The organism is Kitasatospora sp. NPDC056800, from assembly GCF_042789775.1.
GTDB lineage: Bacteria > Actinomycetota > Actinomycetes > Streptomycetales > Streptomycetaceae > Kitasatospora.
This window is the reverse complement of the sequence record NZ_JBHUAL010000109.1, coordinates 19,284-30,802: the sequence shown is the minus strand read 5'-3', so window position 1 is coordinate 30,802 and position 11,519 is coordinate 19,284. Positions and strand designations below refer to the sequence as shown.

The 11,519-nt window shown below is 75.8% G+C and carries 11 protein-coding genes; 8 read left to right on the top strand and 3 right to left on the bottom strand.

Annotation, left to right across the window (positions count from 1 at the left end):
* Nucleotides 1-102 precede the first annotated feature (102 nt).
* Complete coding sequence (locus tag ACFRQN_RS23230; RefSeq protein ID WP_380741820.1) at nt 103-621, top strand: SixA phosphatase family protein; 519 nt, start codon at nt 103-105, stop codon at nt 619-621.
* A 96-nt stretch (nt 622-717) separates the two neighbouring features.
* Here the strand turns inward: ACFRQN_RS23230 and ACFRQN_RS23225 are convergent, their stop codons facing one another.
* Both ACFRQN_RS23225 and ACFRQN_RS23220 read right to left on the bottom strand, forming a co-directional pair.
* Nucleotides 718-1,503 carry a hypothetical protein gene (locus ACFRQN_RS23225; protein ID WP_380741818.1) on the bottom strand — a complete coding sequence of 262 codons (786 nt, stop codon included), beginning with the start codon at nt 1,501-1,503 and terminating at the stop codon, nt 718-720.
* A gap of 68 nt (nt 1,504-1,571) precedes the next feature.
* Nucleotides 1,572-2,180: a histone deacetylase gene (locus ACFRQN_RS23220; protein WP_380741816.1), complete on the bottom strand. Its 609-nt coding sequence runs from the start codon at nt 2,178-2,180 to the stop codon at nt 1,572-1,574.
* Between the two features lie 545 nt (nt 2,181-2,725).
* Here ACFRQN_RS23220 and ACFRQN_RS23215 point away from each other — a divergent pair.
* The 3 genes from ACFRQN_RS23215 (at nt 2,726) to ACFRQN_RS23205 (ending at nt 7,715) form a co-directional block, all read left to right on the top strand.
* Nucleotides 2,726-6,712, top strand: a complete 3,987-nt coding sequence (locus ACFRQN_RS23215) for a Pls/PosA family non-ribosomal peptide synthetase (protein ID WP_380741814.1) — start codon at nt 2,726-2,728, stop codon at nt 6,710-6,712.
* Between the two features lie 155 nt (nt 6,713-6,867).
* Complete coding sequence (locus tag ACFRQN_RS23210) at nt 6,868-7,101, top strand: DUF4287 domain-containing protein (RefSeq protein WP_049658600.1); 234 nt, start codon at nt 6,868-6,870, stop codon at nt 7,099-7,101.
* A gap of 29 nt (nt 7,102-7,130) precedes the next feature.
* Nucleotides 7,131-7,715 carry a short chain dehydrogenase gene (locus ACFRQN_RS23205; RefSeq protein ID WP_049658590.1) on the top strand — a complete coding sequence of 195 codons (585 nt, stop codon included), beginning with the start codon at nt 7,131-7,133 and terminating at the stop codon, nt 7,713-7,715.
* Nucleotides 7,716-7,802: 87 nt separating this feature from the next.
* On the opposite strand, the gene ACFRQN_RS23200 is transcribed toward ACFRQN_RS23205, so the two are convergent.
* Nucleotides 7,803-8,528 (bottom strand): class I SAM-dependent methyltransferase, encoded by a 726-nt coding sequence (locus ACFRQN_RS23200; RefSeq protein WP_380741812.1) that lies wholly within the window; start codon nt 8,526-8,528, stop codon nt 7,803-7,805.
* Nucleotides 8,529-8,803: 275 nt separating this feature from the next.
* Between ACFRQN_RS23200 and ACFRQN_RS23195 the strand changes: the two genes are divergently transcribed.
* The 4 genes from ACFRQN_RS23195 to ACFRQN_RS23180 are packed head-to-tail and all read left to right on the top strand — an operon-like array spanning nt 8,804 to nt 11,493.
* The gene (locus ACFRQN_RS23195) at nt 8,804-8,923 is read left to right on the top strand and encodes a lasso RiPP family leader peptide-containing protein (protein WP_107086612.1); all 120 of its coding nucleotides are present in this window, start codon (nt 8,804-8,806) and stop codon (nt 8,921-8,923) included.
* Between the two features lie 10 nt (nt 8,924-8,933).
* Nucleotides 8,934-10,763, top strand: a complete 1,830-nt coding sequence (locus ACFRQN_RS23190; protein ID WP_380741809.1) for an asparagine synthase-related protein — start codon at nt 8,934-8,936, stop codon at nt 10,761-10,763.
* Entirely contained in the window at nt 10,763-11,068 is a 306-nt protein-coding gene (locus ACFRQN_RS23185) for a lasso peptide biosynthesis PqqD family chaperone (protein ID WP_380741807.1), read from the top strand. The genes ACFRQN_RS23190 and ACFRQN_RS23185 overlap by 1 nt, the downstream gene beginning before the upstream one ends.
* A complete protein-coding gene (locus ACFRQN_RS23180; RefSeq protein WP_074001096.1) occupies nt 11,065-11,493 on the top strand; it encodes a lasso peptide biosynthesis B2 protein in 429 nt (142 codons plus the stop codon). The genes ACFRQN_RS23185 and ACFRQN_RS23180 overlap by 4 nt, the downstream gene beginning before the upstream one ends.
* Nucleotides 11,494-11,519: the final 26 nt, after the last annotated feature.

Below are 11,519 nucleotides of genomic sequence, written 5' to 3'. Positions count from 1 at the left end.
GGGCGGCGCACCCGTCGCGTTCCACCCGATGGACCGTCAGTACGGACTGTTACGATCTTGGTCCGGGTGAACCGCCCGTTCCGGGAACCGAGGGAGACGTCCATGTCCGAGGAATCGACGCGCCGGATCGTCGTGCTGCGCCACTCCAAGGCCGAGCACCCCGACGTGGACGACCACGAGCGCCCGCTCGCCGAGCGGGGCCGCGAGGACGCGCCGGCGGCCGGACGCTGGATCGCCGGCGCCGGCATCACCCCCGACCTCGCGCTGGTCTCCACCGCCGTGCGGACCCGTGAGACCTGGAGGCTCGCGGCCGCCGAGCTCCCGGTGGTGCCGAAGACCGTCGCCGAGGAGCGCGTGTACGAGGCGAGCCTCGGGGAGCTGATCGCGCTCCTCAACGAGCAGTCCGACGAGGTGCGGGACCTGGTCCTGGTCGGCCACAACCCCGGCGTCCACGCGCTGGCCGACGCCCTGGCGGGCGAGGCCGAGGGGGACCTGCTGGCGCGGATGAACCGCTCCGGCTTCCCGACCTCCGCCATCGCGGTCCTGGAGTTCCAGGGCAGCTGGAAGGCCGTCGAGCACGGCGTCGGCCGGCTCACCGCCTTCTGGACGCCGCACGCCTGACACCCGCACCGCCCAAACACCCGAACACGGCTGGGCCGCCCGGCAGTTCACCGGGCGGCCCCGCCGCGTTCGGGCCGTCGTGCGGGGCGGCCGGGGTCAGCGGCGCGGCCCGGCGACGTGGTCGCTCAGCCGGATGACGGTGATCTCCACCTGGCCGTGCCCGTCCTCCCACCCCGCGACCGGTTCGCAGCCCTCGTCGTCCAGGCCGAAGGCCGTGGTGTCGGCGGACACGGGCATCAGGCCCGTCTCCCCGTCGGTGCAGAAGTAGCCGAGGTGGGTGCGCAGTTCGGGGTTCCCGATCACGGAAAGCTCCTCCTCCCACTCCTCCTCGGGCTCCGCCGTGAAGGGCGTCAGCTCCCCGGGGGTGCGGCCGGTGGCGAAGGCCGTGCACAGGGCGTCCAGGAGGGTGCCGTCGGAGACGAGCAGGGGAGCGTAGACCTCCCAGGTACCGGCCAGGGCCGGGTCGGTGAGGTCGACGCCGTACCGTTCCAGCAGCGGGGCGAGGTCGGCGCCCCGCAGCAGTCCGGGGCTGAAGCAGGCGGCCTCGACGGCGGTGGTAAAGCCCTCGGGGAGATGCGCCCCGGCGTCGGACGGCCGGAACTCGAAGACCGAGCGGCTCGGGTCGAAGACCGGCGTCCCCTCGGCCTCGTCGAACAGGTGGAGCCGGGAGACGAACGGCTCCTCGCCGCGCAGCGCCGCCGGGCGCACCCAGGCGTGCTCGCGCCGGAAGCCGGTCTCGTACAGCAGGTTGCCGGTGACGCAGGCGGCGTAGACCGCGTCTGGGTCGTACTCCGCGAGGGGGCGGCCGAGCAAGGCGGCGAAGGCGTCGGCGAGTTGGCGGTCCCAGTCGGCATCCGCGGGAGCGGTGGGGTGGTAGGTCATGGCGGCACGGTAGCGGCGCCCGCCGACAGCGGCCGGGCCCGGGGCCGGGGCGCGGGCCACGGCCGCGCCTACAGCAGCAGCGCCGCCACCTCCGCCGGTGTCCAGTGCCCGGCCGCGCCCGGGCGGGTGGCGAGGTAGCCGGCCGTGCGCCAGGGGCCCCAGCCGTGGGACTCGGCCAGGCCCGCCGCCAGGGTGCGCAGGTAGGGCGGGGTGGGGGCGTTGAGCTCGGCGCCGGCCACGCCCCGGGCGGCGGTGAAGGTCAGCAGCGGGTGGCCGTCCGACTCGCCGACGTGCAGCAGGGTTTCGTAGCGGCCCGGGCCCAGTTCGGCGCGCCCGGCGGCGAGCACCGGGGCGAGGTCGAGGTCGGTGCCGGGGGAGCGGCGCATCTCCTGGGCGGCGATGTCGCTGAACTGACCGACCGTCACCAGGTAGGCCCGGCAGGGGACTTCGCCGGGCAGGGCCGGGTCGTAGAAGGCCGAGCCGCCGCCCCAGGTGAGCGAGTGGTCGGCGAAGTAGAGCACGCCCGGCAGTACGGTGGCCACCGCCCGGCGCGGCGGGCGCGGGTCGCGGCTTCCGGGGTGGGTCTGCGCCCCGCCGTCGGGGCGGCCGCCGCGCAGGTAGCGGGCGAGGCGGGCGGCGTGCAGGTTCGAGCCGTACGCCACGTACCAGACGAGCACCTCCCCGCCGCTCTCCCCGCTGCTCTCCGTACCGCTCTCCCCGCCGCCCTGCCCGTCACGGTCCCGGTCCCGGTTCCGGTCTCGCCCAGCCGAATCCCAGTCGGGCGCGCCGCTGCCCAGCCCGCTCACAGGAAGGAGCCGCGGTGTGGGCCGCGAAAGACTCCCACAGGAATATGTGAAAACCGTGAACACGCCAGTGATCCGACCAGAACCCCCCGATTCGGCAGCGGCCCCTTCACTACTGGTAGCGAATCGGTCGCCATGGTGTTCATCACTCTTCTCGCTCCCGTCGCACCGCTCCGGTATTCGGCGATTACTCTTCACCAGCGAAAACGATCGGAAACCAGCGAAATAGCATTCGATTCATACCGTTGCTGCCCTTGCGTGGCATCGATGATGAGAATTTTCTTTGATCGATTCCTCACTGCATCCAGCCGACTCCCAGCGGAGTCATGGTGAGTGGGCGCACCCAGCAGGTGACAAAGGCGTCACCCCGCGTGATACCCGTACGCGCCCCCAGGACCCCGGAGCCAAGGAACCCATCCATGGACGCACGCCACGAAACGGCCGGCCCCGGCACGCTGCACCGCCCGAACCCGGGCCCCGTGGCGGGCTGGCCGGCGGCCCAGCCCGCCCACCCCCGCAGCCTGCTCGACATCATCGCCGCCACCGCGCAGGCGCACCCCGGCGCGCCCGCGCTCGACACCGGCGACACCGTCCTCGACTACCGCGCCCTGCTGCACGAGGTCGAGACCCTCGCCGGGCAGCTGGCCGGCCACGGCATCGGCCGCGGCGACCGCGTCGGGGTCCGCATCCCCTCCGGCACCGCCGACCTCTACATCGCGATCCTCGCCGTCATGCGCTGCGGCGCCGCCTACGTGCCCGTCGACGCCGACGACCCCGACGAGCGCGCCGAGATGATCTGGCAGGACGCCGCCGTCTGCGCCGTCCTCGGCCCCGGGCGCGCCCTGCACGCCCCCACCGACGCCCGCCCCTCGGGCCGTCCGGCCTGGCCCGCCCCGGCCGACGACGCGTGGATCATCTTCACCTCCGGCACCACCGGCCGCCCCAAGGGCGTCGCCGTCACCCACCGCAGCGCCGCCGCCTTCGTCGACGCCGAGGCCCGCCTCTTCCTCCCGCAGCAGCCGCTCGCCCCCGGCGACCGCGTCCTGGCCGGCCTGTCCGTCGCCTTCGACGCCTCCTGCGAGGAGATGTGGCTCGCCTGGCGCCACGGCGCCTGCCTGGTGCCCGCCCCCCGCTCCCTCGTCAAGGCCGGCACCGACCTCGGCCCCTGGCTCGTCAGCCGGCGCATCACCGCCGTCTCCACCGTCCCCACCCTGCTCGCCCTGTGGCCGCAGGAGTGCCTGGACGCCGTCCGCCTGATCATCGTCGGCGGCGAGGCCTGCCCCGCCGAACTCGTCGACCGCCTCGCCACCGGCGGCCGCGAGTTCTGGAACACCTACGGCCCCACCGAGACCACCGTCGTCGCCACCGCCGCCCGCATGCTCCCCGGCCAGCCGGTGCGCATCGGCGCCCCCCTCGACGGCTGGGAGATCGCCGTCGTCGACCAGGCCGGCCACCCCGTCCCCTGGTACGAGACCGGCGAACTGCTCATCACCGGCGTCGGCACCGCCCGCTACCTCGACCCCGCCAAGGACGCCGAGAAGTTCAGCGCCCACCCCGCCCTCGCCTCGCCCCGCGTCTACCGCAGCGGCGACCTCGTGCGCAACGAACCCGAAGGCCTGATCTTCCTCGGCCGCGCCGACGACCAGGTCAAACTCGGCGGCCGCCGCATCGAACTCGGCGAGATCGACGCCGCCCTCCAGGCCCTGCCCGACGTGCGCGCCGCCGCCGCGGCCGTCCGCAGGACCCCCGCCGGCGCCGACCTGCTCGTCGGCTACCTCGTCGCCCGGCCCGGCACCACCCCCGACCTCGCCACCGCCCGCCGCCGGCTGCTGGAGCGCCTGCCCGCCCCGCTGGTGCCCGTCCTCGCCCTCGTCGACTCCCTGCCCACCCGCACCTCCGGCAAGGTCGACCGCAACGCCCTGCCCTGGCCGCTCGCCACCACCGGCACCGCCCCCGCCGCCCGGGCCCTGGACGGCACCGCCGGCCGGCTCGCCGCCCACTGGGAGCGCCTGCTCGGCACCGCCCCCGGCCCCGACGACGACTTCTTCGCCCTCGGCGGCTCCAGCCTCACCGCCGCCCGCCTCGTCTCCGAACTGCGCACCCGGCACAACGGCGTCTCCGTCGCCGACCTGTACGCCCACCCCGTCCTCGCCGACCTCGCCGCCCACCTCGACACCCTCGCCCCGGCCGCCGCCCCCGAGGACAGCGCCGCTGGCGCCGCCGCCTCCTCCGCCGTCCGCGGCCGCACCGTGCGCCGCACCCCCCGCAGCGCCGGCCTGTGGCAGACCCTCCTGCTCCTCGGCATGTTCTCGCTCGCCGGACTGCGCTGGATCCTCCTCCTGATGGCCCTCGACAACCTCACCGGCAGCCACCTCGCCTGGGCCCCCCACAGCTCCTGGTGGCCCGTCGGCGCCGGCCTGCTCCTCCTCTACAGCGCCCCCGGCCGCACCCTGCTCGCCGCCGCCGGCGCCCGCCTGCTCACCGCCCGCATCCGCCCCGGCAGCCACCCCCGCGGCGGCCACGTCCACCTGCGCCTGTGGGCCGCCGAACGCTACACCGCCATGTTCGGCACCGCCGCCCTCGCCGGCACCCCCTGGGCCCCCCGCTACGCCCGCGCCCTGGGCTGCCGCGTCGGCCCCGGCGTCCAGCTCCACACCCTGCCCCCCGTCACCGGCCTCGCCCGCATCGGCGCCCACGCCTCCGTCGAACCCGAAGCCGACCTCGCCGGCTGGTGGCTCGACGGCGACACCCTCCACCTCGGCCGCATCGACATCGGCGACGGCGCCCGCATCGGCCACCGCGCCACCCTCATGCCCGGCGCCCGCATCGGCGCCGGCGCCGAGATCGCCCCCGGCTCCTGCGTCACCGCCACCACCGCCGTCCCGCCCGGCGCCCACTGGACCGGCTCCCCGGCCCGCCCCGACGCCACCGCCCCCGCCGACTGGCCCACCGCCCCCGCCCCCGCCCCGCGCGGCTGGAACCTCGCCTACGGCGCCGCCTTCGCCCTCTTCGGCCTCGTCCCGATCCTCGCCGCGCTGCCCGCCCTGGCCATCGTCTACCCGATGATCGACAGCGACGCCACCCTGCTCGGCGCCCTCGTCCAGCTCCTGCCCGCCACCATCCCGCTGGCCGCCCTCACCGTCGTCTGCTACGCCACCCTCATAGCGCTCCTCGTGCGCCTGCTGTCCCTCCCGCTGCGCCCCGGCCACCACCCCGCCACCGGCCGCGTCGCCTTCTGCGCCTGGGCCGTCAGCCGCCTCAGCGACACCGCCCGGCGCACCCTCTTCCCCTTCTACGCCAGCCTCTTCACCCCGGTGTGGCTGCGCCTGCTCGGCGCCCGCGTCGGACGGCGCGTCGAAGCCTCCACCGTGCTCGCCCTGCCCGGCCTGATGCGCGTCGACGACGGCGCCTTCCTCGCCGACGACACCCTCGTCGCCCCGTACGAGCTGCGCGGCGGCTGGCTCCGCCTCGGCCCCGCCCACGTCGGACGCCGCTCCTTCGTCGGCAACTCCGGCATCGTCGGCCCCGGCCGCCACCTGCCCGACAACTCCCTCGTCGGCGTCCTGTCCGACACCCCCGCCCACGCCCCCGAAGGCTCCTCCTGGCTCGGCCGCCCCGCCTTCGCGCTGCCCCGCGTCGCCGACACCGGCGCCGACGCCCGCACCTACAACCCGCCCCGGCGCCTGATGTGGGCGCGCGCCGGCGTCGAACTCTGCCGGCTGCTGCCGATCGTCCTCGCCGCCCTGCTCGGCGACCTCGTCCTCGCGGCCCTGCAGGAACTGCGCGACGACTACGGCCTGGCCGTCGCCCTCGGCACCGCCGGACTCGTGCTCACCGCCGCCGCCGTCATCGCCTGCGCCGTCACCACCGCCGCCAAGTGGCTGCTCGTCGGACGCTTCCGCGTCGCCGAACACCCCCTGTGGTCCTCCTTCGTGTGGCGCAACGAGCTCTACGACACCTTCGTCGAGGAACTCGCCATGCCCTTCGGCGGCCACACCATCACCGGCACCCCCTACCTGAACGTGTGGCTGCGCAGCCTCGGCGCCCGCATCGGCCGCGGCGTGTGGTGCGAGACCCACTGGCTGCCCGAGACCGACCTGGTCACCGTCGAGGCCGGCGCCAGCGTCAACCGCGGCACCGTCCTGCAGACCCACCTCTTCCACGACCGCGTCATGCGGCTGGGCCCCGTCCACCTCGCCGCCGGCTCCACCACCGGCCCGCACTCCATCGTGCTGCTCAACGCCTCCCTCGGGGCCGGCAGCACCGTCGGCCCGGCCTCCCTGGTCATGCGCGGCGAGAACGTCCCCGGCGGCGGGCGCTGGCTCGGCAACCCCGTCGCCGCCTGGGACGCCGACCCCACCCCGCCCGCCGGCCGGCGCCGCCACCGGGCCACCGCCGGGGTGTGACGCGAATCACTCCGGTGGGGCGATGAGTTCGCGGTGCGGTCACGGTCTACCTCCGTGACCGCACCGCTTCTTCTTTCCCGCCCTCCCGAGAGGAACCGCCCATGACCGCCGCCCCCGCCGCGAAGACCGCTGCGAAGACTGCTGCGAAGACCGCCGTGAAGACCGCGGAGACCGCTGCGAAGGCCCCCGCCGTAAAGGGCCCCGCCTCCTATTTCCCCTCCATCGAGAAGAAGTACGGCCGCCCGGTCGAGGAGTGGAAGGACCTCATTCGCGCCTCCCCGCTCGCCAGGCACATGGAGCTCGTCGCCTGGCTCAAGACCGAGCACAACATCGGCCACGGCCACGCGAACGCCCTCGTCGCCCACACCCTTGCCGAAAAGTCCTCCTGAGAGGGCCACTTGATGCGATCATCGACGGCATGAAGGTACTCGTGATCGGAGCCTCCGGCACACTCGGCAGCGCTGTCGCCACCGCCCTGGAGAAGGAGCACCAGGTCGTACGGGCCTCGCGCAGCGGCCCGGTGACGGTCGACCTGGAGGACTCCGACTCCCTGGACGCGCTCTTCGCCGGCCTGCCCGACCTCGACGCGGTCGTCTGCTGCGCCGTGTCGGGCCCGATGGTCGACTTCGCCACGGCGACCGACGAGGAGTTCCTCGCCGGGCTGCAGGGCAAGCTGCTGGGCCAGATCGCCCTGGCCCGGCGCGCCCAGCACCACCTGCGCGACGGCGGCTCCATCACCCTCACCGGCGGCACGTTCACCACCCCGATGGTCGGTGGATCGTTGGGCGCCGTCATCAACACCGGGCTGGAGGGCTTCGTCCGCAACGCCGCCGCCGAACTGCCCCGCGACCTGCGGATCAACCTCGTCAGCCCCGGCTGGATCGCCGAGACGCTGCAGCTCCTCGGCCGGGACCCGGCCCCGGGCATCCTCGCCGTCGACGCCGCCCGCTCCTACGTCACCGCCGTGGAAGGCCGGACGAACGGGGAGACCCTGCTCCCCTGAACCGCCGAGCCCGCGCACAGGAAGTCGGCCCGGCCGACTTCCCGCGCACGGCGCCCCGGAGCGGCGGGTGATACGGAGCGGCGGGGGTCAGGGGCGCCGGGCCACGAAGACGAACTCCCGCCCGGGCCGGTCGGGAGCGTCGCGGACCTCCTCCAGCACGTAGCCGTGGGCGGCCAAGTCCCGCTCCACCTCCGCCCGTTCCCGGAAGCGCAGCGTCGAATCCGACGTCAGCACCTGCCCGTCCGCCGCGAACACGTACGTCCACCGGAACGTCACCAGCGGCCCGCGCACCCCGACCAGGTCGACCCAGCTCTCGACGGCACCCGCGCCCGGGACCTCCGTCACCCGGTGGGAGCGCTCGCGCGTCCACTCCTCCCAGGCGCGGGCGCCCGGATCGCGGGTCTCGAAGACCAGCCGCCCGCCGGGCCGCAGCGCCGCGAAGGCCCCCCGCAGCGTCCCCCGCCAGGCCCGCGGACCGGCGATCGCCTGGGCGACGTTCGCCGTCATCGTCGCCAGATCGACCCGCAGCGGCGGCAGGTCCGTCGCGTCGCCGTGGATCCACCGCACCCGCCCGGCGCCCGGTTTGGCGCGTGCGACCTCCACGGAGGCCAGGGCGGGATCGACGCCGACCACCTCGAACCCGCGGCCGGCCAGCAGGAGCGCGAACACCCCCGTGCCGCAGCCGATGTCCAGCACCCGGCGCGCCCCGAACTCCCGTGCCATCGCCAGGTAGGCGTCGAGGTCGCCGCGGTCGGGGTCGAGCGGGTCGTAGAGCGCGGCGAGCCGCGGGTGCCCGAAGCATGCGTCAGCCATGGGACGACCGTAGGCGAGGCCCCGTCCGGCAGCGGACAGGTCTACACCATTTCGTCCGGAGCTGGCCGAATCCGGCCTCCCGCCCGCCGCCCCCGCCACCCGCTCGCCCGGGTGCTCAGCAGTCCCGCGAGCGCCTGCGGCCACTCCCGCCCGGGCCGTCGGGTTCCGGCCGAAGGCCCCGGCGCCGCTTGTCCGTCGGCGAACCGACGAGGAAGAGTAGGAGCACCGCCGGCCGGCGATCGTGTCCAACTCCCCGCACAAGAGAGGACATTGCCATGACCGACGACGTGTACGAGCCCCCGGTGATGATCGAACTCGGCGACTTCGCGGACCTCACCCGGGGCTTCGACATCGGCAACCAGTCCGACGTCCACGGCTACTACCTCGCCCCCTGAGGACCGCGCCGTGAACGGCCACCGGCGGACCTGGTTCGTGGTCCTGCCGGACACCGACGCAGCAGCCGCGGTGGCCGCGGTGTGGGGCACGGCCGAGCGCCGTGCCCTGCACCACCCCAGCGGCCGCCCCTGGATCCTCGGCCACTGGCCGACCGACGAGGCGGTCACCGCCCAGGCCGGACCGGTCGCGCTGGCCGTGTTCGGCACCAGCGACACCGACACCCACCAGCTGCGCCGCCGCGCCGAACACCTCCGCGACCCGCGCGACGCCCTCGCCCTCACCCACACCGACGGCCCGGCCGGCAGCCACCACCTGATCGCCACCGTGCACGGCACCGTCACCGCCCGCGGCTCGCTGTCCGGACTCCACCGCCTCCACCTGGCCGAGGTCCACGGCGTCCCCGTCCTCGCCGACCGGGCCGACGTCCTGGCCGCCGCGGCCGGCCTCACCCCGTCCACCGAACGCCTCGCCCTGCGCCTCGCCCACCCCCTGCCGCACCCCGCCGACACCCTGCCCCTGTGGCCCGGCATCACCCCCGTGCCACCGCACCACACCGCCCTGCTCGCCCCCGGCCACCCCGCCCGCACCCTCGCCCACTGGCAGCCGCCCGCCCCCGAACGACCCCGCCCCGAAGCCGCGACGGCCCTGCGCCACGCCCTGCACCGCGCCGTCGCCGCCCGCACCCGCGACGGCGGCCTCGTCGCCGCCGACCTGTCCGGCGGCCTCGACTCCACCCCCCTGTGCTTCCTCGCCGCCACCGGCCCAGCCGACCTGCTCACCGTCACCATCGGCTCCCTCGACCCCCACCACGAGGACGCCCCCTGGGCCGACCGCGCCGCCCGCCACCTGCCCGGCACCCGGCTCGTCCTGCCCGCCGAGGACCTCCCCGCGATGTTCGCCGACACCGACACCCCCGGCCCCCAGGGCGACGAACCGTTCGCCTGGACCCGCACCAGGGCCCGCGACGAGGCCGTCGCCCGCCTGCTCGCCGCCCGCGGCGCCCGACTGCGGATCAGCGGCGAAGGCGGCGACGAAGTCCTCCAGGCCCTCCCCGCCTACCTGCGCACCCTCGCCCCGCGCCACCCCGCCACCGCCGCCCGCCACCTGCGCGGACACCGCGCCCGCCTGCGCTGGAAACTGCCCGACGCCCTCGGCGCCCTCGCCGACCCCCGCCCCTACCCCGCCTGGCTCGCCCACGCCGCCGACCGCCTCACCCACCCCGCGCCGCCCACCACCCAACTCCTCGGCTGGGGAACCGAACCCCGGCTGCCGCCCTGGGCCACCCCGCACGCCGCCGCCCTGGTCCGCGACCAGCTCAAGGCCCTGCGGGGCGCCCGGCCCCTGGCCCCGCAGCACGCCCAGCACCAGGTCCTGCGCACGGTCCGGCACAGCGCCTCCGCCATGCGCCAGCTCGTCGACGCCACCGCCCGCGCCGGCACCCCGTACAGCACACCCTTCCTGGACGACCAGGTCCTCGACGCCTGCCTGGCCGCCGACCCCGCCACCCGCGGAACCCCCTTCGCCTACAAGCCCCTGCTCACCACCGCCCTCGCCCCGGACGTCCCCGCCGACCTCCTGCGCCGCACCGGCAAGGGCGACTTCACCCCCGACGCCCACCAGGGCCTCGCCCGCCACCGCGCCCGAATCGCCGCCCTCACCGAGGACAGCGCCCTGGCCCGCGCCGGCCTGATCGACCCCGACGCCCTGCGCCAGGCCTGCCTCGGGCTCTACCCCACCGGCACCCCCTACGCCGCCCTGGACGCCACCCTCGCCTGCGAACACTGGCTGCGCGCCCACGGCAGCCGCCACCACGCCGCCACCACCACCGGAGGGACCTGATGCCCGCCCAGCTGCGCCCCGACGTGACGCTCACCCCGACCGACGACGGCGCCGTCCTGCTCGACGAGCGCTCCGGCCGCTACTACCAGCTCAACCGCACCGCACTGCTCGTCCTGCGCTCCCTGCTGGACGGCCGCACCGCCGAGGAGACCGCCGCCGACCTCAGCGCCCGCCACCCCGTCACCGCCGACCGGGCGCGCGCCGACGTCGACCGGCTGCACGAGACCCTGCGCACCGCCGGACTGGTCACCGGCGGACAGAGCGCCGGCGGACCGGCCGGCACGGGAGCGGGCACCGCCGGATGAGCCTGCACGCCCACGCCACCCGCGCCGGCCGCCCGCCCTGGCACCGCCGGCCCGCCGCCCTCGCGGCGATCGGCGCGGCCCGGCTGATCGAGCGGCTCCCCCCGGCCCGCATCCGCCGGGTGATGCTCGCCCTGCGCCGCGGCGCCCGGCCCGCCGACCGCGCCGAGGCCCTCGCCGCCCGGCAGGCCGTGGTCGCCCTCAGCATGCGCTGCGCCGGCCAGGGCTGCCTCCAACGCTCCATCGCCACAGCCCTGTTGTGCCGCACCCGGGGCGCCTGGCCGACCTGGCGCACCGGCGTGCGCACCGCCCCGTTCCGCGCCCACGCCTGGATCGAGGCCGAGGGCGGCCCCGTCGACGAGCCCGCCGAACTCGCCCACTTCCACCCGCTGATCACCATCGCCCCGGAGCCCCGGCCGGGCTGGTGACCGGCGGAGGGCCGCGCGGGAAGTCG